Origin of the sequence: Rhizobium sp. NFACC06-2 (assembly GCF_900101425.1) — a bacterium.
Taxonomy (GTDB): Bacteria; Pseudomonadota; Alphaproteobacteria; order Rhizobiales; family Rhizobiaceae; genus Agrobacterium; species Agrobacterium leguminum.
Map to the genome: position 1 here is coordinate 331070 of NZ_FMVA01000004.1, position 23986 is coordinate 355055.

Below are 23986 nucleotides of genomic sequence, written 5' to 3' on the forward strand. Positions count from 1 at the left end.
AACCGGTCACGCGGTCAGCGTGATCGGCGCCTTGTCGCCCTCGGACGGCAGCCATTCGGCTATCCGGCGCGATATGTTTTCCAGACCGTCCAGCTTCAGCCCGCGCGCATTGACGGAGGGCGGTGCGCGGTTCGGCAGCGCTTTCAGAGCAGCCGCCATTTTTGCCGGGTTCTCGGCATCTTCCGGCAGAAGCATGTCGAAAAGGCCAAGCTCCGAGGCACGGCTGGCGCGGATAAGCTGCTCTTCGCGCGGCACCGTACGCGGCACGACGAGGGCGGGCTTGTCGAAGGACAATATCTCGCAGACGGTGTTGTAACCGCCCATCGACACGACGGCCTGTGCGCCGGCGACGAGGTCTTCCATGCGGTTGTCGAATTCGATGATTTCGATATGCGGAATATCGGCAACGCTGTTCATGAAGCGCTGGCGTTGATCCGCCGGCATATAGGGGCCGAGCACCACCAGCGCCTTGTGCGTCAGTTCGCTGTCATGGCGATAGGCGTTGATGACGTCGTCGATCAATTCGCTGCCATCGCCGCCGCCGCCGGTGGTGACGAGAAGGTAATCGCCTTCCGGCCGATGCGATACGGTTTCGGCCTGGGTCTTGGACCTTTGCAGAAACCCGACGAAATCCATCTTGTCGCGAACGGTGTGCGGAACGTCGAGCCCCGTCAGCGGATCGTGGAAATCGGGTGGGCCATAAATCCAGACGTGGTCATAGAACTGGCCGATCTTTGTCATGACATTGTTGCGCTTCCACTCCGCCTCAAGCAGCTGCGGCGCGTCCATGACGTCGCGCAGGCCGATGACGAGCTTGGTGCCCTGTCCCTTGAGATAGGCAAGCGTTTCCTCCACCTCGCCGCGCAGGCCCATGGGCTCCTTGTCGACGATGAAGATATCCGGCTGGAAGCTTTCGGCGGTGTGGTAGATGATGGAGCGGCGCATCTTCAACGTTTCCTGAAGATCGATATGCCTGTCCATGGACGTATATTCGCCGTTGCGCAGCTTGATGACGCTCGGGATTTTCACGAAATCGACGCGAGCGCGATAATCGAAAGCACCGGCAATCGTCGCGCCTGAAATGATGAGGACGTTGAGGCCGCGATAATCCTCCACCAGAGCGTGCGCGATGGTGCGACACCGCCGCAGATGCCCGAGCCCGAAGGAATCGTGGCTGTACATTAGAATACGCGCGTCGTTCAAACGGGAGGTCATGGGCCACACCTCTTTTTGCCTTTCACAAAAAAGGCGATGGCGGAAGGGCAGTTTATCAAAGGGTGTTCCATTTTATCTGAAGGGATCCGCAGCATCACGTAGTCCGTCGCCGAAGAAATTAAAGGCCAGAATGACGAGAACGACAGGGATCGTCGGGATGAGAAGCCATGGATATAGCGCAATGACGCTGACGCTGCGCGCCTCCGTGAGGAGAATTCCCCAACTTGTGATCGGTGGTCTGAGACCGAGGCCGAGGAAGCTCAGTGCGGTTTCGCCGAGAATCATGCCCGGTATCGTCAGGGTGGCGGATGCGATCAAGTGTGACATGAAGCCGGGAATAAGGTGTCTGCCGATGATGCGCGGCGTTCCGGCACCCATTAATTGTGCAGACAAAACATAGTCTTCTTCGCGAAGCGCCAGAAGTTTTGAGCGCACGGCGCGCGCAAGGCCCGTCCAGTCCAGCATGCCGAGAATGATGGTGATGCCGAGATAGACGAGGATGGGGCTCCAGGTCACCGGCATGATCGCCGCAAGCGCCAGCCAGAGCGGAATGCTCGGGATGGATTGCAGCACCTCGATGATGCGCTGGACGATCAGATCGAAGGTGCCGCCGCGGTAACCGGCCAGACCGCCGATCACAATGCCGAGAACGAAGCTCATGGCGACGCCGAGAAGGCCGATGGTCAGCGAAATGCGCGCGCCATAGATGATGCGGGACAGCACGTCACGCCCGAGACGATCCGTGCCGAGCAGGAACAATTCACCGCCCTCCGCCGGGCAGACGAGATGGGTTCTGCCCTCGAACATGCCCCAGAAGCGATAGGTATCGCCCTTGCAGAAGAAACGCAGCGGCTGGATATCCGTCGGCACATCCCGGTAGACCCGTCTCAGATTGTCCATGTCGAGCGTCATTTCCCGGCCATAAACGAAGGGGCCGACAAATTTTCCGTCATTGAACAGGTGAATGGCCTGCGGCGGGGCGTAGATATGCTCGATATTGCGGGTGTGGAGATTATAGGGTGCGAGGAATTCGCAGATCAGGATCGAAAGATAAAGCACCACCAGAAAGGCGCCGGACCACACCGCGATCTTGTGCTGACGGAACTGCCACCACATGAGACGCAGCTGCGAGGCCTTGCTGAAGGCCGCCATTCCTGACGTGTTGGGTTCGATCAGCGACGGGTCGAAGGGCGCGGTCGAGACATAATGGGGCAGCGCTTCGCCGGGTTTCGGAATGGATGAAGTCATTTGACGTTACCACCTCCGAAGCGGATTCGCGGGTCGAGTATGGCAAGGGCGATATCCGACACCAGAACGCCGATCACCGTCAGGAATGCGAGGAACATCAGGAACGAGCCGGCCAGATACATGTCCTGGCTCTGCAACGCCCGGATGAGCATGGGACCGGTGGTTTCGAGCGACAGCACGACGGCGGTGATTTCCGCGCCGGAGATGATCGCCGGCAGGATCGAGCCGATGTCCGAGATGAAGAAATTCAGCGCCATGCGCAGCGGATATTTGGTGAGCACCTTGAAGGGATGCAGCCCCTTGGCGCGGGCGGTGACCACATATTGTTTCTGCAATTCATCAAGCAGATTGGCGCGCAGACGGCGGATCATGCCGGCGGTGCCCGCCGTTCCGATGATGAGGACGGGAATCCAGATATGTTCGAGGATCGACTTGAACTTCGCCCAGCTCATCGCCTGGTTCAGATATTCCCGGTCCATCAGATGGCCGATGGAAATGCCGAACCAGATATTGGCGAAATACATCAGGATAAGCGCCAGCATGAAGTTGGGAATGGCGATGCCGAGCAGGCCGAGGAAGGTGAGGCCGTAATCGCCCCAGCTGTATTTATGCGTGGCGGAGTAGATGCCGATCGGGAAGGCGATAAGCCAGGTGACGATGATTGTGACGAAGGAGACCAGAACCGTCAGCCACAGGCGGTCTCCCACCACATCGCTGACCGGCAGCTGATATTCGAAAGAATAACCGAAATCGCCAACCAGCATGCCGGTCGCCCAGCGGAAATAGCGGATCGGGGCCGGCTGGTCGAAACCGTAGCGGACACGCAGTTCCTCGATTTCGGCAAGGTTCGCCGTCTCGCCCATGGCGCGCAGCTCGGCGACATAACTTTCGAAATAATCGCCCGGCGGCAGTTCGATGATGGTGAAGACCAGCATCGAAATCAGGATCAGCGTCGGGATCATGACGAGGATGCGCTTTAAAATATACCGCAGCATATCAGGCGTCTCCGTCATACCAGAAGCTATCGGGCATATAGACGCCGAGATAGGATGTGGGCTCGTAACCGAAAAGCGCCTTGTCCGGCACGTTTCGCATGCGTTTGACATGAACGACGGGTTGCAGCGCGCCGTTGACGATGCCGATGGAAAACACCTGCTGCGTATAAATACCCAGCATTTCCAGCCAGATGGCTTCGCGCTCCTGTTCGGTGACGCTTCTGCGCCATTTTTTCAGGAGATCGAGCAGATGCGCCGCCTCCGGCAGATCGGGCTCCTTGCCTTCGCGGCCGCCCGAAAGATAATGCACGCCCCAGACCGGCCATTGCAGCTGGTCGTCACCGGTGGGTGCTAGGCCGGAAGGCAGCATGTCCGGCGTCGGCACACCGTTGTCCATGCCCATCCATACCGACATCAGCACCTCGCCGCCCATGGCGCGCTTGCGGAAGACATCGCGCTGGGTGGGGCGGACGGAAACGGCAATGCCGATATGCCGCCAGTGATCCGTCACCAGCTCCATCACGTCGGTTTCAAGCGTGCTTTCGCCTGTCGTTTCGACGATGATATAGGCCGGGCGGCCATCCGGCAGGAGCCGAAGGCCGGCATTGTCGCGCTTGTCGAGACCGGCTTCATCGAGCAGCCTGTTGGCCGCCGCCCGGTCGAAAGCGCTCCAGGCGTCCGCGAATTCCTGCCGGTAAAGCGGGCTTTCCGGCAGAACGGTATCGGCGCTTTCCTTTGCCAACCCGTAAAAGCAGACCATGTTGATTTCGTGCCGGTTTATCGCGAGCGACAGCGCCCGGCGCACGCGCACGTCCTGAAAAGCGCTGCGCCAGACCGCGTCGGCACAATTGAGGTTGGGCAGCAGCGCGATGCGCGAACCCTGAGAGCGCTTGTAGAGGTTCACCTTCAGGGGAAAGCGCTTTTCGGCATCCTTCAGAAAGGTGTAATCGGCGAAATCGAGGCCGAAATATTGCAGATCGCTATCGCCCGAGGCCGTCTTGGCCGAGATGATGTCGGACGAAGTGACGTTAAGCAGGAAACGATCGAGATATGGCAGTTGCAGGCCGTTTTCGTCGACCCGGTGATAATAGGGGTTACGCTCGAAGACGAATTGTTCGGCCGGCGGCGCGGTGGTGTTGCGCCAGGCATCCAGCGTCGGCAGATCGGGATTTTCGGGCCGCACCTGCCGTGACATCTTGATATGCAGCCCGCTCCAGTCATCTGTCTTGTTTTTCTTGATCAGCTTGGCGAGCTTTTCCGCCGTCTGATATTTGATGTGGAACTGTTTCATATAGGCGGCGGGCAGGAACAGCCGCGCCGGTGAGGCCGCTGCGAGCTTCGCCAGAAAATCCGGATTGGGGCCATCCCAGGTATAGCGCACCGTCAGCCGGTCGATGACTTCGATAAGCGGCGGCTTGCTGTTGACCAGAAGCTCGATCGGCGGGCCGCCCTTGTGGATTTCCCTGTTGAGGGCGACGTCCTCCCAGAAATAGCGGAAATCCTCGGAGGTGAAGTCGCTGCCGTCGGACCATTTGTGGCCTTCGCGCAGCTTGAAGGTGAAGATGCGTTCTTCCTGAACGTCGTAGCTTTCGAGAATATCCGGATGAAGCTCGAATTTTTCGTCATAGCCGACAAGGCGGGCATAGCTGCTGATCGGCATCAGGCGAATGTCGCGCTGGCCGCCAATAAGCATACGCACCGAGCCACCATGTTTTCCCGGCTCGCGGCCAAGCGCTTTCATGTCGATGACGCGCGGGTTTTTCGGCAGGCGTTCGGCCACGTCGGGCAATTCGCCCTTTTCCCGTTTTTCCTTGAAATAGGCGGGGTCGGTATAGGCGGCCCGGGCATGGGCCGGCAGGAAGACGGAGGCCAAGAGGGCAAGGGTGGTGCGACGCGTGATCAAGGGCGAAGCTCCTGAATATCGGCATTGCCGTTTGCGAGCACGAAATGGCCTTCGCCGAGATCGGCGGAGATCATGTCGCCATCACCCTCGTCGCGGAACTGTTTGCCCCAGTCGAATTTGCCCGTCGCGCTGATCTTGCCGATGGTGCGGAAATCGAGCGGGCGGTCGAGATCGGGGAAAGGCACGGCCGCCAGCAGGGATTTCGTATAGGGATGAACCGGAGAGCGCATCAGGATTTCGCGCGGCGCCAGCTCCACGATGCGGCCTTCGCACATCACGGCCACGCGGTCGGCCATATAGTCCACCACTGCGAGATTGTGGGAGATAAAGAGATAGGTAAGCCCGAGATCCTGCTGCAAATCCTTCAGCAGATTGAGGATCTGCGCCTGCACCGAGACATCGAGGGCGGAGACCGGCTCATCGCAGATCAGCAATTCGGGGCCAAGTGCCAAGGCGCGGGCAATGCCGATGCGTTGCCTCTGGCCGCCGGAGAAACTATGGGGGTAGCGGTTCAGCGCGCTTTCGCCCAGGCCGATGGCCCTGACGAGACCCCGGACTTTCTCCGCGCGGTATTTGGCGTCACCACGTCCGTGGATTTCCAGCGGCTCGCTCAGGATGTTGCCCACGGTCATGCGTGGAGACAGCGACGATATCGGATCCTGGAAGACCATCTGTATCTTCGACCGCAGCTCTTTCAGGTCTCCATCCCTGGCATTGAGGACATCGATGTCGCCCTCAGGCCGGTGAAAGGTCACCGAGCCTTCATCCGGGCGAACGGCGCGCATGAGGATTTTGCTGACGGTGGTTTTGCCGCTGCCGCTTTCGCCCACCAGCCCGAGGCATTCTCCGCGGCGAATTTCAAAACTGACGCTGTTGACTGCCTTGGTGGCGTTGGCGTCGCCTTTGCGGAACCAGCTGGATTTCCGGGTCGTGAAGGTCTTGCTGATATTGTCCACGGTCAGAAGCGGGCCGGGGGTCTTGTTCACCGCGGCGTTTTTTTTGCCGACGAGGCTTTCGTGGTCAATGTTGATTTCGCGAAGCGCCTTCAGTCTTTCGCCGGGCTTCATGTCGAAATGCGGCACGGCGGCCATCAGGCCCTTGAGATAGGGGTGGCTCGGCGACTTGAAAATGTCGTCGACCGTACCGGCCTCCATGATCTCGCCCTGATAGATCACGGCGACCTCGTCGGCGATATTGGCTACCACGCCGAGATCGTGGGTGATGAGCAGCATGCTCATGTTCAGGCGGCTCTGGAGGTCGCGCAGAAGCTTGAGGATTTGCGCCTGTATGGTCACATCCAGCGCCGTGGTCGGCTCGTCGGCGATGAGAAGTGCGGGACGACAGATCAGCGCCATGGCGATCATGGCGCGCTGGCGCATGCCGCCCGACAGCTCGAAGGGATACATGTTCACGACCTTCTTGGGTTTGGAAAACCCCACGAGGTCGAGCGTTTCATGCATTTTTTCCGCGCGTTCGGCCGGTGACAGGATGCTGTGAATCCTGAGCGCCTCGTCGATCTGGTTGCCGATGGTGTGCAGCGGCGAGAAAGACGTCATCGGCTCCTGAAAGATCAGGCCGATGCGATTTCCGCGTATCGAACGGATTTCCCGGCCGTCCTTCGGCAATTGCAGCAGATCGACAGGGCCGGCCGCGGCATTTTCCGGATCGGTGAACAGCACGCGGCCATTCACGCGCGCCGTCTTGGGATGGATGCCCATGATGGTCTGGCCGATGACGGATTTTCCGGAGCCGGACTCGCCGACGAGAGCCGTGACTTTTCCCGGAAGAATGCGAAGGCTCGCGCCTCTGACGGCATCGATGGTGCCGCCCATGAGAGAAAACGAGACCCGCAGATTTTCAATACGGAGCAAATCTGCGCCTGCGCTCATGCCAAAGGGTTCCTTGCCGTCTCGTTATCGTTGCCTTGTGACAATTTGCTCAGGAGGGCTTAAATCCACGTTATCGCAGGGTTTGTTGTCTGTCTATGCCTCTGAAACATCGAATTGTTTAGCGAATTCAAAGCCGGCTTCCGAAACACGACGGCTTGCCTGACGCCTTTTGTTTGGCGATATGTTAACGAGCGTTTCTGGATGAGGATCCATGTCCGACAAGAAATATTACGATGCCCAGCTGGATAGAGCCCGGCAGTTGCAAAATGGCGGTCAGTATGCGGAAGCCAATGCGCTTCTCTTATCGTTGGTTGCAGCAAAGGACGGCCACCTGATGGGTGAGCAAACGGTCCTCGGCCTGCCGCGCCGGCTGCACGCGGCAAGGCTGCGCCTCGCCAAGGCCGAGGGCGATATGGTCGCCAAGATCGGTTATCAATATACGCTTGTTCCACCCCCGCAGGTGCTGGAGAAATATGCGCGGTTTTCCACGGAAGAACGTCGCACGATCAGCGTCAAAAGCCGTGAAGATGTGCCGAGGCTCATCCACCAGATATGGATCGGGGAAAAAGCTCCGCCGGTCTCGGTTGAGGCATGGGCCGCCCACGCTTCGAACCATGGTTACGACTATCGGCTCTGGCGGGAGGCCGATCTAGAGCGGGAAGGCGTGTTTTCGAACGGCGTCTTCAAAACCATGCTGGACAAGGGCGATTATCCGGGCGCGGTGGATGTGGCCCGTTATATTCTGCTGGAGCGGTTTGGCGGTATCTATCTCGATTGCGACTGGTATCCGGCGCGGGACGATGTGAGTTTCGATACATTCCTGCCTCTGGCGGGGCTGACGGTGTTTGACGAAAAAACGCCACGGGACACGGGGCAGGGCAGCATGCTGCTTGCCAATTCCTTCATCGCTGCGCCTGCCGGACATCCGGTTTTCAGCAGGATGCTGGAAGCCTTTCCCGGGATTATCGAAGACATGCCGCGCGCGCCTGCCTGGTGGTCGACCGGCCCCTTGATCTTCACCATCGTCGCCCGCGCGGGAAGTATCAGCCTTGCGCCGGCGGGGTTCGTTGCCGCGTCCCTTCCCGACCGCGCCCCCTTTGAGACGGTGGAAGCGGTCAGGCGGGAACTTTCCACCGAGGCGAGCGGGTTGCTGATCGCCTGGAAATCATGGTGAGATGTCGTCGACGAGGTCTTTCGAAGAACGCCAGCGGGCCGCGGGATGATCGGTGGTTACCTCGAAAAGCCGCCGCAGAAAGCGCCAGACATTGTCGTCATGGACGAGATGGTGGGTGAGGATGCCGGTGGTGCCGCCGTTTTCGGCGGTTGCCAGGATGCGGGCGGCGGTCTCCGCGAAGAGCACGTCGTCGTTACGGCCACCGCGGCTGCCGTGCCAGTCGATCACATCGACATGGGTGTTCAGGCAGGGCGGCAGGGTGCTTTTCTCCGGGCCGAAAACGGATAGGGCGCGATATCCAAGGCCCGCCAGCGCCTTCACGATACCGGCATCTATGCGGTTCCATGGCGGCACGAGCATCGGCACCAAACGCCCGCCATGCAGGTCGTGCAATTTATCTAGTCCGGATTGCAATTCATCGAGAACGACAGCAGCATCGCGATGCGATCCGAGTTCCTGTTTCTTTTCCTTCTCGCCGGCATAATTCGTATGGGACCAGCCATGGACGGCGACCTGGGCAATGTCCCACTCATCCAGATAGCGTGCGAGCCTATCGTTTGTCATCTCGGGGATGACCGCGAGCGTGACCGGAGCGGAAAAGCCGCCGCAAAGATCGAGCAACGTGTCGAGCGCGGGCGTCGGCTCCACCGCATCGTCGTCCCGGAGCCAGAGATTGGCGGATATGCCGCGCCGCCCGCATTCGTCCAGTGCCGCAACGAATTTTTCCAGACTCATGATCTTCGCGCCTTTGCTTGCAGCAGGATATGGTTCAGTTCTTTTGCGGCGTTTTCCAGAGACCGTTCATTCCTCACGAATTGCCGGGCCGCCCGTGCCAGTTCTTCGCGCTGTCTGCTATCGCCGAGCAGGGTTTTAATCGCGTCGGCATAGGCGGCTCTATCATTTTCTGGTGTCAGTAATCCTGTGACGCCGGATTTTACCACCTCGGGGACGCCAGCCACTTTCTCGGCCACAACGGGCAGGCCGGCAGCCTGCGCTTCGAGATAGGCGAGACCATAGGCCTCGCCATGGCCCGGCCAGACATAGAGAGAGGCTTTTGAAAGGAGCATTGCGATCTCGGCTGCGGTTTTTTCCCCGTGCCAGACGAGACGGTAGTTGGGAAACGTGCTGAACATGGCTTCTACGGCCGTGCGTTCCGGTCCGTCGCCAACGATATCCAGTGTCCAGTCGAGATCCTGCGGCAACAGGGCGAGCGCTTCGGAAAGGGCGCGATAGCTGTCGAGCTTGTCACCTGCCCGCATCATGGCGACGGTGACGAGCCTTGCGGGTAACGGCTGGGGCGTGTTCTTGAGAAAGGCTCTGGCATCGATGAAAGGCGGCAGCATGGCCCAGCGAAGGGTGGGGGAGGCCCGCACAAGCCCTTCACGATCTCGCGCGGTGAAGCAGATATTGATGGCGGCGGCGTTCAACGCGGCCAGCAACCCATTCTGAACCGCCTGCCATCCCATCCCATTCCGTTTCGGCGAATAGGACGCTTCAGCGCTGACATAGGGGATGTCGAAACGTTTGCTCAGTTCCGGCCCGAGCAAGTCCGGAGCCTTGTAATAGGGGTGGTAACAAAACCAGAGATCCGGCACGCCATCCTGTCGCCAGCGCCGTGTGATGATCTCGATTTCGCGCTCGGCCTCATCGGCGAGCAAGGCCCTTGCCGGGTCATCGGGCTGTTTCAGGAAGCTGCGCAATTCCGAAGCGACGGAAACATCGTGACCGCCCATCGTGATCGCCATCATCAGCAAACGGGACATCAGCCGGTCACCGGAGGGAACGGGATGGTTGGGAGATTTGAGCGGCGCATAAAAGGCGATCTTCATGGCGATGGTTGTGCGTTGGCGGTGGCTAGGGCGTCAACCGGAATTTGAAAGGGCCGAGCCTTGACAGGTCCGTCATTCTTGCCCAACTGAAAGGCATCTTTTGCACATGCGCGGAGCGTGACACGCTTTGACTTCCCCAGACATTTCCCGGAACCTGCTTTCCAGCATTGAAAACAAAAGCGCCAAAGCGGGGGTGATAGGCCTCGGCTATGTCGGTCTGCCGCTTGCCATGACGATCGCCAAGGGCGGTTTCAAGGTTATCGGTTTCGATATCGATCCCGGTAAAATTACTGCGATCGAGACCGGGCGCAGCTACATCGAGGCCGTTTCCGACGAGGTGCTGGCGAGTGTGAGACAGAATGACGGCTTTGTCGCCACCTCGGATTTCTCCAGGCTGGCCGAATGCGATGTCATTGCCATCTGCGTGCCCACCCCCCTGACGAAATATCGCGAGCCGGACCTTTCCTATGTCGAAAAGACCTGTCGCGATATTGCCGCCCATCTGCGCAAGGGACAGCTCGTGGTTCTGGAATCGACCACCTATCCCGGCACGACTGACGGGGTGGTGAAGACCATTCTGGAAAGCACGGGGCTCGTCTCCGGCGTTGATTTCTTCATCGGTTTTTCACCCGAACGGGAAGATCCCGGCAATCGCGATTTCGAGACCTCGACCATTCCGAAGGTTGTCGCTGGCGATGGCGAGGCGGCCGGAAAGCTGATGGCGGCATTTTACGGTTCGGTGGTCAAAAAGATCGTCCCCGTCTCGACAAATGCCACGGCCGAGGCGGTCAAGATCACCGAAAATGTCTTCCGTGCCGTCAATATTGCGCTCGTCAACGAACTCAAGGTCGTTTACGAGGCGATGGGGATCGACATCTGGGAAGTGATCGACGCGGCGAAGACCAAGCCATTCGGTTTCATGCCGTTTTATCCCGGCCCGGGCCTTGGCGGCCATTGCATACCGATCGATCCTTTTTACCTCACCTGGAAGTCGCGCGAATATGAATTGCCGACGCGGTTCATCGAACTGGCCGGCGAGATCAATACCGGCATGCCGCGTCACGTCATCGGGCGGGTCGCGGAGGCGCTCGATATTCATTCCGGCAAGGCGCTCAGCCGGTCGAAGGTGCTGGTAGTCGGCCTCGCCTATAAAAAGAATGTGCCGGATATTCGCGAAAGCCCCTCTCTGAAGCTCATCGAGCTTATTCAGGAGCGTGGGGGCGAAGCGGCCTATTTCGATCCTCACGTAGCCGAAATCCCGAAAACCCGGGAATATATCCACCTGATGGGCATGAAATCCGTGCCGTGGGACAGGCAGGCGATCGGCGCTTTCGACGCCGTTCTCGTTGCGACCGATCATGACAATGTGGATTATGCCGCTCTAAGCGAATGGGCGCCGCTTATCATCGACACGCGCAATGTTTTCGCGCGTCGGAATATAGCCGCAAAACACATCATCAAGGCCTGATAACATGAGCAGACTCGATAGTTTCATTCGCCGGCTGACCGCGCAGCGCGATATCCTCAACCATGTCGCAGCCGATCTCGACCTGCCGGATGAAGGCGCGCTTATGGAAATCGGCCTTGGCAATGGGCGCACCTTCAATCACCTGCGGGAACTGTTCCCCAACCGCCGCATCATCGCTTTCGACAGGGCCATGGGTGCGCATGCCTCCTCCGTTCCGGCACAGGAAGATCTGGTGATCGGTGAAATATCGCAAACCGCTCCGGCTTTCGTCGGCACGGAAGCGGCGTTCGTGCATGCCGATATCGGCACGGGCTATCCGCAAAAGGATGCGGTTACCCTCACATGGTTGCCCGATCTTGCGGCGGGCATGCTGGCGAAAGGCGGTCTCGCGGTCAGCGGTCTGCCTCTGGATCATCCCATGTTGAAGCCGCTGCCGGTGCCGGCAAGCGTGCCGATGGACCGTTATTTTCTCTATCGCAAGATTTGAGATCGGACGCACCGACAGATGTGTCGGGGCTGTCTCATAAATAGCGCTCGCTCTCTTCTTTCGAGAGCAGGAAGACCTTCATTTGTGAGTTGCGGCCGCGGATGGCGATTTCTTCGCTTCTGAGATCGGCAATCTCCTGTCCCGCCTGAATGATGGCCGGTTCGGAAACAACGATGGCTGCGCCGAATTCCTTGGCCTTGGATTCGAGCCTGCTTGCCACGTTGACGGTATCGCCGATGGCCGTCAGGGTTTTGGCCGCGCCATATCCCATGACGCCGACGATGCTCGGACCGGAATGAATGCCGACGACGACTTCCAGACGGACGGCGAATTGTTTCTCCAGCCCCTCGTTCAGGATTGCGATATCCCGCAATATGGTCGCGGCCGCCTTCATGGCGTTGCGGCAGGCATGTTCCGCGTCCTCGCCAAGTCCGAAAAGCGCCATGGCGCCATCGCCGATGAATTTGTCGAGATGGCCTCCCGCCTGTTCGACGGCCTGGCCGACGATGGTGAAATAGCGGTTCAGAAGGAAGACGACATCATAGGGCAGCTTCGCTTCGGAAAGCGTGGTGAAGTTGCGCAGATCGCAAAAGAGGATGGCGATTTCTTCTTCCCGGCCGGGGCGGGCTGGCTGTGCATCGGCCGGCAGGTCGCTTTGCTGGGGCGGCGAAACGAGAAGGGCGATATCAATATCGCTGGTGGGGCGTAGCTGACAGCCGAGCCGGACATCCGAATCGGCATGGATGCGCCGCAATGTGGTTTGCTCGATGTCTCCCGGTGGCGGCAGCGGGCCTTTGCTGTTCAGAACCTTGACGCGACAGGTTGAGCAGCGCCCCTTGCCCCCGCAGACGGAGTAATGCGGAATTCCCGCAAGGCGGCTGGCTTCCAGAATGCTGAGCCCGGCAGGTACATGTGCCTGCGCGCCATGTTCATAGCGGATTTCGATTGCCGTCAATCGTTGCCGAAAGCTGCGAACGCCACGCATGGCGAAAACCAGCATTACCGCGCCGACGAACAACGTCTCCGCCGTGCCGGTGATGAAACGGATCCGTGTTTCCATTTCCCGCTGCAGTGGCAGCTCGTCCTTTTGAATCGTATTGTCGGCAAGTCCGGGCGGAAGCGCGTATTTTTCATCGATTTCCGCCAGCCAGCGGCCGGCATCGCTGAAGCCCAGCAGCGCCAGGAGCGGCAGCATCACGGCCACCGTCATGAACAGTCCGGCTATCCGCGGATACCAGTCCCGGTAGCGCAGCCAGAAATAGAGGCCAATGCATCCGTGGACCCAGATCACGATCAAGGCGAGGCTTTGCCAGGCGCCCTGTATCGGGTTGTTGATCCACAGCCTGCGGATGACCGAATAATAGCCGACATCGATGCCATAAAGCATATGCGACACGCGGATATTGACGGCGTGGCCGATGATCAGGAACGGGATCGACAGGCCGAAGATGACCTGAAGCGCTTCGCGGAGCGGCATGCGCAGCGTTCTGCGCAGATAAAGCGAGCGCAGAACAAGACAGACATGCACCAGAACCGAACCGTAAAAAAGCAGGCTGCTGACGGGGTTGAGCCAGATCAGGCTGAACCATTTTCTCGCCCGTTCGGCGGTATCGATGGAGATGAGTGCGAGGGAGTGATTGAAAAGGTGGGAAAATACGAAAGCAAATATAATGAGGCCGGATAAAATCCGGGCGCGTCTCAAATTGGTCTCCGAAAAGAAACGGATCATGCAAATCCCATCATGTGGTCATTCAGCGCAGAATCATCATGTAGTATGCGGTGGCACCCTTATTGCAGGCCGTCTCGTGGCAATATCGTGGAGCAATGGATCGGAAACGGTCAATTGTGCGTGTTCGAACGCCCGCATGGCAAGAGATGTCGAAATCAGCGTTTCGAAAACGTGGTCGGACAGGTCGACTTCGCCGAAGCCGGATTGCGTCAGAGCTCGATGATCTGGCCGTCCATGGCCGCGAACGCGCCGCTGAACTGGGCTTTCGCCTGTTTTTCGATAGTGTCCAGTTCTTCGTCGCTGCGGCTTGGGGCATGGTGGATGAAGCCGACATTTTTTGCGCCGGCGTGTTTGGCGAGGCGGATCGCCTGTTGCCAGGACGAATGGCCATAGCCGCGATAAAGGCTCATTTCCTCATCGGTGAACATGGCGTCATAGAGGAAAAGGTCGACATCCCTGATCAGGTCGAGCACGGTTTCGTCCATATCGCCCGGCTCATGTTCGGTGTCGGTGATGATGGCGAGGGACTTTCCTTCCCAGTCCAGCCGGTATCCGATGGCGTTGCCGGGATGGTTGAGCATTCCTGTTCTGATCGAGAGACCGGGATGCACATCGAGCGCATCCCCCGGCATGAAGTTCCGCGTGTCGATTTTTGCGCAGCAGATTTCCAGCGGCACGGGGAACCACGGCGGGCTCATGAAGTCCTTGAGCATTTCCCGGGTGGTCATAGTGCCGGCGAGGTGGCCCGACCAGATGGCGACATCGTTGGAGCTGTTATAAAAGGGCTTGAAATAGGGGAAGCCGACAATGTGGTCGTAATGACAATGCGAGAAGAACAGGTTGACGTCGGTAATGCCTTCCGCCCGCAGCGCAAGGCCAGCGGGATGCAAGCCCGAACCCGCATCGAACAAAAGAACGTGATCGCCGCATCTCACCTCGATGCAGATGGTATTTCCGCCGTATTTTCGGAAGCTTTCACCTGAAACAGGAAGCGTTCCCCGCGCACCCCAGATCTTTACCCGAAAATTTCTATTACTTTCCCGACTTGCTGTGTCGGAATCGAACGCCATGACACACCCCAATAACAACGGAATCTTGCACGCTTTCCTCCCATGAAGCCCGTTGTCTCTATAGATTCTTATATCCGCTCGTTTCTGGCGGACGCCTTTACCCCTTATTCAGTCAGCATTTCATTTATATTGCAATAGTACGACATTTATTTTTCCAATATCGCCATTCACGGTAGCAAGGAATTGTCGTTTATGTCCGGGCACCCGCCCGCGCTTTGCTCAGTTCCGCCGTCGTCTGGGTAAGGCGTTCGGCCAGAACGCGCATGACCTTGATCGTGATGTCGGGGAAATCGGACATGAGCTTGAAGAACTGTTCCTTGCCGATGCGCAGGGCTTCCACATTGGTGGAGGCGCGAACGGTCGCGGTTCTGACGCTATCGCAGAGGATTGCGATTTCGCCGACAATGGCATTGCCGGTCATTTCGGCCACTTTCAGCGTGCCCGAAGGGGAATCGACCAGAACATCGACTTTTCCGGTCAAGACGACATAGGCCGCATCGCCGACATCTCCCTGACGAAACAGCACGTCGCCAGCATGATAGGACACCCGGTCGGATGCGAACGCCAGTAGTTTGAGCTTTGACGGTTCCATTTCCGAAAAAAACGGCACCCTTTTCAGCATCTGAATTTCGTCTTTAAACAGCATTGACTTACCCTGTTCTTGTTCCACCTCGGTCACCTTCTTGAATTTATGTTGCGACCATGTCCTTGAATGTACCGTTTTCCTCGGCGAGAGTCTCGTAACTTCCGTCGGCGGTGATCAGGCCCTGGTGAACAACGATCACCCGCTCGAACATGCGGGAGAGCGTCGCGTTCGACAGAACCCATATGATCGACGGGTTATTGTTGTTCTGTTTCAGGAGTGTGATGACCCGCTCGACAATTTCCTCCTGTTGTCGGGGATCGAGGCCGGGAAGAGGGCGGTTGAAGACATAATAATCGGATTTGCGGATCAGCGCCCGTGCCAGATTGAGCTTCTGGCGCTGGAGCGGGCCGAGCCGCTTGCCGCCGGCGCCGAGGTTGAAGTCCAGGCCCACCGCCAGCACGCGTTCATAGACACCCTGCTTGCGCATGACATCGGCGACGATGCGGGTGATGCGCCGCGAGGCGTCGGTGTAGCGATGGCTGACCTTGCCGAAAAGAATATTGTCCAGCAGGCTGGTGGCGCTCATATATTTGGTCGGATCGTAGATTTCGATCACGTTTTTCAGGCTGTCGGGCAGGTTCTCATGGAACATGTGCCGGACTTCGACGATCCGGTTCATGATCTCCGGCGACAGCAGGCCGAAACGCTGGCGAGGCTCGATGTAGAAGAAGCTGAGCCGCAGCATTGCGCGCTTTTCGCTTTCATTGGCCTCGTCGAAACTCCGGCTCTGAAGACGTTGCAGCATCTGCTGATAGACCGGAATGTCGTCGGGCGTCATGAAGGTGAGCTGCTGGAAGAAGGGGTGGTCTCCCGGCAGGTCGGCGAAGATTTCCACGATGTTTTCGGCAATCGTGTAACCCATCTCGAACAGGGTTTTCACGAGGCCGGTTTCGCGCATCAGGGAGCGGAAATAGTCGCTTTCGATGACGGTTCGGATTGTCTGGGAAGAATCCCGCATGGTGCCGAACAACAGGTTTTCGCCGACCGTCGCCTCGCTGTTATAGCTCTCCAGTTCAAAGGGTGCGATGAGGCCGCTCAGATTTTCCTTTTCGAGCTCCGCACGCAGCACATGCCGCAGCTCAACGATGCGCGCGGCAAGATGCAGGTCGGTCAAAGGGTCGATCGACGAACGCAGCGCAAACTCCAGAATATCCTGCGACAGTTCCACGCTGTCGAGGACAGCCAGTATGGCCTGGATGAGATTTTCCGGCCTGCCGTCGCCGGCCGGGCTCGAAGCGTAGTCAATCCATTCGCTGTTGATATCGATCAGCGGATTGCCCGCCATCTTTGCTTCGCGGATTTCCCACTTGCGATGTTCCAGCGCTGCCCCCTCATAGTTCCTGTCCGCAAGCGGGGCGTGTTTGAGGCCGTAAAGCAGGTTGTCCTTCAGGCTGGCGTGGAAGAAATAGCTGTCCGAGGACACATAGGAAATGCGCCGCCCGGTCAGCGATTCCGGCAGTTCCAATATGTCGACGTCGTTGATGCTGATCTTGCCCGAGGTTGGCCAGAGCGTGCGGCCGATCGCATCCGCCAGCGCCTCGGCGCCCGAGCCGCCGACGATGGCGATCACCTCGCCCGGCTCGACCTTCAGCGATGCCTGTTCCAGAAGCCGGCTGCCGCTGTCATCCTCCAGCGTCAGATTGGCGACGACGATCGGGGCGCTGATCGCCGCGACGGCGCCGGGAGACAGTTTCTGCACCTTTTCGTCGATCATGTTCGGGGCATCGAACTGCTCGAAGACCTGCTCGTATTTCACCTGCACGTCCTGACGCGCCTGATCCCAGTCGATCAGTTCCTTCAGCGGTCCGGGCAGTTCCTTATAGGCATTGATGACGGCGACCAGCTGCCCGACATCGAGGCTGCCCTTCAGTGTGAGATAACCGCCGAGCGCATAAAAGAAGAAGGGAGTGAGCTGTGCGAGGAAGTTATTGATGAACTTAACCAGAAACTTCCACTGGTAGAGATCGTAGCGGATCTTGAAGATGTCGCCGAGACGGTGTGAGGCATCTGCACGCTCGTAATTGGACGTGTCATAGGCATGGATGGTGCCGATACCATCAACCATTTCGCCGATGCGTCCGGCAAGCTGGCGGGCGCTGAGTTGCCGCTGGCGGCCAAGCTCGATGAGGCGGCGGCGCATTTTGGGAATGATGCCCACCTGAATGGCAGCCATGAAAGCCGCGATCAGGCCCAGCCAGAAATTCTGAACGAGAATGAAGAAGAGCGCGGAGAGCGCCTGGCCGCCGAGAAGGGCCGGCTGCACGAAGGCGTCGCCGGTAAATCCGCCGAGCGGCTCCACCTCGTCCTTCACCATGCTGGAGATTTCCGCGCCTTTGACCCGCTTGAAATGGGAGGGTGGGAACCGCAGAATCTTGTCGATGAGTTCGAAGCGGATGCGCCGCAGAAGCCGCTCGCCAAGGCGGCCCTTATAGGTATTGATGTAATATTTGAAGAGCCCGTTGATGATGACAAGCGCAAGGAACGTCAGGCTGAGCGCCATCAGCATCGACATGCGGTTGAGCTCGAGCCCGGGGAATAATGTCACGGTGCCCCAGTAGGGAATATCGACCGTGAGATGCATGAAAAGCTGCGTCGCATTCGCCCCTTCGAAACCATCCCCCTGAATTGGGCCGTTGACGATCTGCTTGGGCAGGTCGAAGGCGAGGAAATAGGGGATCATCGACAGGGCCACGATCAGCAGAATGAAAAGCTGCTGCCGCCTCGTGTGCGACCAGATATAACGCGTAAGGCTTTGTTCCATATAAAACTTCTATGACCTGTCGGGCGTGGCCCGGCGTGTTGGTTTGCGCGGTGTCTAGACGATCCGGTGGCCGGGTGGCGCAACCTCCTCCTGCAAATAGGTGTGGGACTCGCTATTTATCAGTATATTCAAGCGGTTTCGAGTAAAATAGCGGCCCAGCCTGGACTTGCCCGCCATCCCGGTGTTCATTTTTGCACCGTGCGGGCGGCAATGGATATAAATGCGACTATATTTTTAGACTTCTCTAATGTTGTTGTTTTTATTGTAGATCCGGCGGTAAGACGCTTCGATACAATGATCCCGTAATGGTTGAGCCAGACACTGGCGCAATGATGGCAAGGCGGATGGCGATAGATATTTCAGAGCGTACAGGCAGCGATCCGTCTCTTGATGCATTGTCGCTTTCCGGCATTGCCTCGAATGGGGCGGTTGCGCATCCGGTCTCTTTTGATGGACTTACCGGGATTTTCCATCCGGCGCGCAAGGACGTCAGACAGCGCCATGCCGTTCTTTTCGTCAGCCCATGGGGCATGGAGGAGCTGTGCAGCCGCAAGTTTCAACGGGTACTGGCCGAGCGGCTGGCCGCTTGCGGTGTCGCCAGTCTGCGATTCGACTATCTGGGCGCGGGTGACGCCTTCGACCCTGATGATGCTGGCCGTGCAGCGGACTGGATTTCCGACGCGCGCGCGGCGCTCAACTGTCTGAAGCGTCTTTCCGGCTGCGCCGAAGTGGTCGTTGTCGCTCAGGGCCTCGGCTGCCTGATTGCTGCACAGGCGTTTGCCGATGAGGCCGAAGTGGGTTCCATGGCGCTTCTGGCGCCTGTCGTTTCCGGCCGCGCCTATCTGCGTGAGCTGGCGATGTGGTCCTCCATGATCGACGATGGCCTCGGTCTTCGGCCCGCGCAACGGATGACGGAGGCGGGATCGATTGCCGGCATGGCCATGCCTGCCGGTGTTGCGGATGCGATCAGGAAGGCCAATCTTTCAAATCTGACTGTCGCTCCGGCGCGCAGCATTCTGGCGCTTTCCCGGCCGGGCCGCGTAACCGATGCCGATTTCGCCCAGCATCTCGTTGCGATCGGCGGTGCGGTGGAGGAGGCGGAGTTTTCAGGTTACGACGATCTCGTCTCCAGCCCTACGCTTTCGAAAATATCCGACGATGTGGTCAACCAGTTGGTCGATTGGGTGCTCTCCCAGACCCATGCCGAGAGTCCGGCTGTCCCCCAGGAGGATTTCACAGTCAATGCCCCACAGCGTGGGCGCGGTTTTGTCGAGCAGCCGGTGCAATTTGGAGACGGCGGACGGCTTTTCGGTATTTTTTGCGGGCCGGATGATCGGGAGGTGGTTTCTTCGGTTCTTCTGCTTGGCGCGGCCTATGACCGGCATGCGGGTTGGGGCAGGCTTTCCGTGCGGATGGCCCGTACATTGGCGCGCGAGGGGGTGGCATCGCTTCGCTTCGACGCGGCCAATATTGCCGATAGTCCGCCCGTCAAAAACGCGCCCGATCAGGTTCTTTACGATGCCGCGCAGAATGACGACGTGGCTGCCGCGCTCGATTTTCTCGGCAAGCGCGGCAAGGGACCTTTCATTGCGGCGGGCCGGTGCAGCGGAGCTTATCTCGCCTTCAACGGCGCAATCGCCGATGAGCGCATCGACGCCGTGGTCGCGGTCAATCCGGTCGTCTTCCATTGGCGTAAAGGCCGCTCGGTGGATGAGGCCCTGCATAAACGCCCGCGTTCCTTCGGGGAATACAGCCAGCGTTTTCGACAGGGCGCGACATTCAAGCGTCTCATCAGCGGAGATGTCGATGTGGCAAGTGCCGGGCTCAATATTCTCAAGGCGACGATGAAACGGCTTTCGACAAAAACGGCAAGACTGTTTCGCAGAGGCAGCGAGGAAGGGCGGGCCGTCTTCGGCGCTTTCGACAGGCTGAAGGCGAAGAATACCACCGTCCATCTGCTCTATAGCGACAATGACGATGGCCTCGAGCATTTCCAGTATTATTTCGATGCCGACGGTGACGGGCTGGCGGCCTATAGCAACGTGTCGCTGACGATCATTCCCGATGCCGATCACAATCTTTCGACGCCGGAAGCCAAGACAATCTATATCGAAACGGTGAAGCGGCTGGCTCTAGAACGAAAACCGCCGGCTGGAGCCCAGTGACACGACCTCTCCGGAAGGAGGCGCTTCGGTTGTGGCGGTCTCCGGCGAAAGACCGATTTTTCTGGTTTCGCCGGGGCCGAGATGGAACCAGCTTTCCGATGCGCGGTAGCCCTCTGCCGTGATATGGACGGATTGCGCCAGTCGGTCCGTGCCGATTTCAAGGGACCAGTCGCCGTTTGTTTCGCTGATTGCGACCTGAAGGTTTGCGGCATGCAGCGCCTTTTTCCGGCCGAGCGGAAAATGGAAGGCGTCGGCGATGACATGCCCGGTCGTTATGTCTCGAAGGCGGGCGATCGTTACATCGTGGGATGGCGGGCCGAAGCGATAGGCATAGGTCGTATCGAAAAAAGCGCCGAACAGATTGGTTGCGGCAATCGTCTGGCTCTCTCGCGGCACCAGTGTAAGTGGCCGTTTGGCGTGAACGACGGGTTGTACACCTTCGCGCAGGCAGGTCAGCTCCAGCATCGCATTCAGGCCGTCGCCCGTCTCGTTGAGGATGTGAATGTCGAGCCCGTTGGTGCCTTCGTCGGAAAGGTTGACCTGAACGGGGCGGAACGCTCTTTTCAGCGCGTGCCAGACGGATTTGGGTCTGCCGGCGGCATCGATGATACCCCAGCCAGCGCCGGGAACGAGGTCCTGCAGCGTCCAGACCAAAGCGCCCTGACAGGAAGAGCCGCTGCGCCGCCATTCGGCGAACGTCGCCTGCATCACCTCGGCCGTCGCGGCGCGCGACATGTCGAGATAAAGGGCGCCGTCCTCCCGCCGCAGCACATCCGGTTCGACCTCATAAAGCAGCTTCAGATAATGGTCGCGGACATCCTCGAAATCCCAGGAAGCGCCGCGGTCACGCGGTGTTCTTATTTTCCAGCGCGGATCGTGAACGGCCACGCCGGGAAGATGTCTGTCCAGCGTTTCCTGTTCGGGAATGTTGGCGAAGGCGAGACATTCGGCGGCGAAACGCAGATCGGCGCGGCGGGCATCTTCCAGCGGCCGGCAATAGGCGCCCACGCCGTAATAGTGACCAACGCCAGCATTGGGCGCGAATGGCAAAGCACCGCCGGAAGGGGAATTGGCGACATAAGCCGCATCCGGTCGCTTTTCGGCGATCAGTTCCGGCAGGATTTCCTCGGTCAGCGTGCTCTTCCATATCTGTTCCGGCAGGCCGAGCATTGCGCCCTGCTGGTACATTTCGCTGCCGCCGCAGAAAATGGCGAGTGATGGAGAAAGCGCTGTCGCTTCGAGAAACTGCTCGATTTCCATAATGATATGCTGGCGCAGGCTCTCGTCCTTTGCCGGATAATCGAAATTGGCGAGCATGGCATCCTGCCAGACCATGATGCCCAGTTCGTCGCACAGCGCAAAGAATTCCGGCGTTTCATAGGCCATGGTGCCGCCGACGCGGATCATGTTCATGCCAGCTTCCGCGGCTTTTTGCAGCCAAGGCTCATAATCCGGCCTTGCTCCCGGCAAGTGCACAATGTCTGCCGTCGTCCAGACCGCACCGCGGCAGAAGACCGGTTGGCCGTTTACGCTGATGCCGAAACCATTGCCGTCCTCACCGCGATCGATCTCCACCTGGCGAAAGCCGGTGCGTCCGAGCCTGTATTGCCTGCCGTCCAACTCCACAACGACGTCGTGCAGCGCGGGCCTGCCATGGGTGTGCGGCCACCAGATTTCGACGCCGGGTATGAGCAGTTCGCCGAAGAGTTTGCCGTCTTCACCCTTCGAAAGATTGATGCTGTAACCAGCGCAGATCAGCCGTGCGGACTGGATATCGCGGCTCGCTTGAAGAACGATGCTGACCTTTCCCGTGCCGGTATCGTCAAGCGAAGACCCAAGCGTGCAAAGCGCGCTTTCGTGTTTGATGAGGCTGATGGGTCGCCACGGGCCGGCAGCATGGATTTCCGGGCACCAGCCGGGCATATAACCGAGCGCGGTGGTGCGGATCAGCCGCAAGCCTTGCGTATTCATCATCTGCGGACGCCAGCGGGCGCGCGGACCGGTCTTTTCGAGCCTTGGCGCAAGTGCCCGAAAACAGATCGAAAGCTCGTCTGCGCCTGTCATCTGGACGGGCACTTCCAGCCTTTCGAACATGCTTTGGCTCGCGGCAATCAGCTCGCCATTGAAGAAGATTTCGGCAATGGTTGAAAGACCATCGAAGCGCAGCTTGGCCCGCTCCCGGGCGTCTGAAATCATCGTCAGCCGATACCAGGCGTCCCTGTCATTGAGTGCGACGGGGGCAAGGCGATCGAATTTCCCGGCCGCTTCCAAGGCTTGCGCCACGGTGCCGGGAACGGAGACATGAAGGCTTTCAAGCGATGCCGGAATATCGGACGGGGTCTCAAAGGCATCGGCGGGCGTCAGTGTCAGCGTCCAGCCTTCACTTAGCAATTCCTCGCTTTCACCCGGAAGATAGGTCCTCACGCGGCCTCGCTGGCATCGGATAGTTTTTCGCCAAGGTTTTTCATCAAACCATCCCATGCGTCCGCTGCCGGATCAAGCACGGTGGCCAGCGCATCGAATTTGCGGCGCGTGACGGCGCGGGCGAGCTGGAACTGAACCGTCTTGGCGACCTCGGAAATCTTGAGCGCGTGGCCTCTGGCCTCAGAAAAACCATCGGCGTCCAGCCACTCGAGATGGCTTGCCAACAATTCGAAGTTGGCACCGAGTTGGCGCAGCGTGTTGAAGGCATATTTGTGGAAAAAACCGAAGGGCCGGTCGGCAACTTTTTCCACCTGAGCCGGAAACACTTTTGCAAAGGCCCGGACCGGGTTGGCTGAGGGCCGCCTCGAAAAATGAAAATTCAGGAGCCGTTCGGCTGTCTTGCGAATATGCGCCGGTGAAGGATTGCCGTCTGCGAATTTTGCAAATTCGGTATAGGGCAGAAAGGGCGGGTCGGTCTCGGCCAGATGGTGCTGGAAGAGCCCGTCAAAGTCCTCGCCGGAGAGATGGAAAAAGCCGGCATTGTGGAAATAGTCCAGTTCCCGTTTTTCGCGATCGAGCCTGTTGATGGCGATGGTGGTCTTGCCGTGTTCCTTCCGGTAGCCGACCCCATGGGTATCGGGCATATAGAAGCTGTCCATCTCGATCAGGCAGATGCGGCCGCGTTCCAGCTGCGTCGCGATGTGGTCTTCCACCTGGTCGAAGATCGCAAGTTCGGTGGCGCGAACGCCATAAAGCGCCTCGAGGTCTTCCAGCGGCACCTTGAAGAAGGTGAACTGGTCGCCTTCGAAATCCTGCGTCACGGTGAAACCGAACATGGCTTCCGGCGGCAGACCTTTCGAGGCCAGCACCTCGATCCATAAATCGATGTAGCAATTGGTCTCCGGCCACATTCTCTCGGAGGAATGGAGCGGATGCTGCACATAGTTTTTGGGATCGAGGCCGGGAAAAATCTGCCGCATGAA

17 protein-coding genes are annotated in these 23986 nt (G+C 58.8%); 4 read left to right on the forward strand and 13 right to left on the reverse strand.

What is annotated here, in order from left to right; all coding sequences use genetic code 11:
* Positions 1-6: 6 nt before the first annotated feature.
* The 5 genes from F3H58_RS10380 to F3H58_RS10400 all read right to left on the reverse strand — a co-directional run bounded on the left by F3H58_RS10380 (position 7) and on the right by F3H58_RS10400 (position 7250).
* Positions 7-1215, reverse strand: coding sequence for a glycosyltransferase family protein (locus F3H58_RS10380; RefSeq protein WP_149742123.1), 1209 nt, complete (start codon positions 1213-1215; stop codon positions 7-9).
* 72 nt (positions 1216-1287) lie between these two features.
* Positions 1288-2463, reverse strand: a complete 1176-nt coding sequence (locus tag F3H58_RS10385; protein ID WP_080815729.1) for an ABC transporter permease — start codon at positions 2461-2463, stop codon at positions 1288-1290.
* Positions 2460-3458, reverse strand: a complete 999-nt coding sequence (locus F3H58_RS10390) for an ABC transporter permease (RefSeq protein ID WP_003521288.1) — start codon at positions 3456-3458, stop codon at positions 2460-2462. Before F3H58_RS10390 ends, F3H58_RS10385 begins: the two co-directional genes overlap by 4 nt.
* A 1-nt stretch (position 3459) precedes the next feature.
* Positions 3460-5361 carry an ABC transporter substrate-binding protein gene (locus F3H58_RS10395; RefSeq protein WP_149742124.1) on the reverse strand — a complete coding sequence of 634 codons (1902 nt, stop codon included), beginning with the start codon at positions 5359-5361 and terminating at the stop codon, positions 3460-3462.
* The gene (locus F3H58_RS10400) at positions 5358-7250 is read right to left on the reverse strand and encodes an ABC transporter ATP-binding protein (protein ID WP_149742125.1); all 1893 of its coding nucleotides are present in this window, start codon (positions 7248-7250) and stop codon (positions 5358-5360) included. Before F3H58_RS10400 ends, F3H58_RS10395 begins: the two co-directional genes overlap by 4 nt.
* A gap of 211 nt (positions 7251-7461) precedes the next feature.
* On the opposite strand from F3H58_RS10400, the gene F3H58_RS10405 reads away from it, so the two are divergent.
* Positions 7462-8424: a glycosyltransferase family 32 protein gene (locus F3H58_RS10405; RefSeq protein WP_188128859.1), complete on the forward strand. Its 963-nt coding sequence runs from the start codon at positions 7462-7464 to the stop codon at positions 8422-8424.
* Here the strand turns inward: F3H58_RS10405 and F3H58_RS10410 are convergent.
* Both F3H58_RS10410 and F3H58_RS10415 read right to left on the reverse strand, forming a co-directional pair.
* A complete protein-coding gene (locus tag F3H58_RS10410; RefSeq protein WP_149742126.1) occupies positions 8416-9159 on the reverse strand; it encodes a polysaccharide deacetylase family protein in 744 nt (247 codons plus the stop codon). The two genes, F3H58_RS10405 and F3H58_RS10410, sit on opposite strands and share 9 nt — an antisense overlap.
* Positions 9156-10253, reverse strand: a complete 1098-nt coding sequence (locus tag F3H58_RS10415) for a glycosyltransferase family 4 protein (RefSeq protein WP_149742127.1) — start codon at positions 10251-10253, stop codon at positions 9156-9158. The genes F3H58_RS10410 and F3H58_RS10415 overlap by 4 nt, the downstream gene beginning before the upstream one ends.
* A 127-nt stretch (positions 10254-10380) precedes the next feature.
* Here F3H58_RS10415 and F3H58_RS10420 point away from each other — a divergent pair, with 127 nt between their 5' ends.
* Positions 10381-11721 (forward strand): nucleotide sugar dehydrogenase, encoded by a 1341-nt coding sequence (locus F3H58_RS10420; protein WP_188128860.1) that lies wholly within the window; start codon positions 10381-10383, stop codon positions 11719-11721.
* Positions 11722-11725: 4 nt separating this feature from the next.
* Positions 11726-12208, forward strand: coding sequence for a class I SAM-dependent methyltransferase (locus F3H58_RS10425; RefSeq protein WP_149742128.1), 483 nt, complete (start codon positions 11726-11728; stop codon positions 12206-12208).
* 34 nt (positions 12209-12242) lie between these two features.
* Here F3H58_RS10425 and F3H58_RS10430 read toward each other — a convergent pair whose 3' ends face one another.
* From F3H58_RS10430 to F3H58_RS10445, 4 genes are all read right to left on the reverse strand, one after another.
* Positions 12243-13937, reverse strand: a complete 1695-nt coding sequence (locus F3H58_RS10430; protein WP_149742129.1) for an adenylate/guanylate cyclase domain-containing protein — start codon at positions 13935-13937, stop codon at positions 12243-12245.
* A gap of 209 nt (positions 13938-14146) precedes the next feature.
* Positions 14147-15007 carry an MBL fold metallo-hydrolase gene (locus tag F3H58_RS10435; RefSeq protein WP_149742130.1) on the reverse strand — a complete coding sequence of 287 codons (861 nt, stop codon included), beginning with the start codon at positions 15005-15007 and terminating at the stop codon, positions 14147-14149.
* Between the two features lie 190 nt (positions 15008-15197).
* Positions 15198-15653: a cyclic nucleotide-binding domain-containing protein gene (locus F3H58_RS10440; RefSeq protein ID WP_065656995.1), complete on the reverse strand. Its 456-nt coding sequence runs from the start codon at positions 15651-15653 to the stop codon at positions 15198-15200.
* 43 nt (positions 15654-15696) lie between these two features.
* A complete protein-coding gene (locus tag F3H58_RS10445) occupies positions 15697-18414 on the reverse strand; it encodes an ABC transporter ATP-binding protein (protein WP_125145284.1) in 2718 nt (905 codons plus the stop codon).
* Between the two features lie 344 nt (positions 18415-18758).
* Between F3H58_RS10445 and F3H58_RS10450 the strand changes: the two genes are divergently transcribed.
* A complete protein-coding gene (locus tag F3H58_RS10450) occupies positions 18759-20579 on the forward strand; it encodes a serine aminopeptidase domain-containing protein (RefSeq protein ID WP_188128861.1) in 1821 nt (606 codons plus the stop codon).
* Here the strand turns inward: F3H58_RS10450 and F3H58_RS10455 are convergent.
* The gene (locus F3H58_RS10455; RefSeq protein WP_149742132.1) at positions 20547-23003 is read right to left on the reverse strand and encodes a glycoside hydrolase family 2 protein; all 2457 of its coding nucleotides are present in this window, start codon (positions 23001-23003) and stop codon (positions 20547-20549) included. The two genes, F3H58_RS10450 and F3H58_RS10455, sit on opposite strands and share 33 nt — an antisense overlap.
* On the reverse strand, positions 23000-23983 hold the full coding sequence (locus F3H58_RS10460) for a DUF1839 family protein (RefSeq protein ID WP_149742133.1): 984 nt from the start codon (positions 23981-23983) through the stop codon (positions 23000-23002). The genes F3H58_RS10455 and F3H58_RS10460 overlap by 4 nt, the downstream gene beginning before the upstream one ends.
* Positions 23984-23986 lie beyond the last annotated feature (3 nt).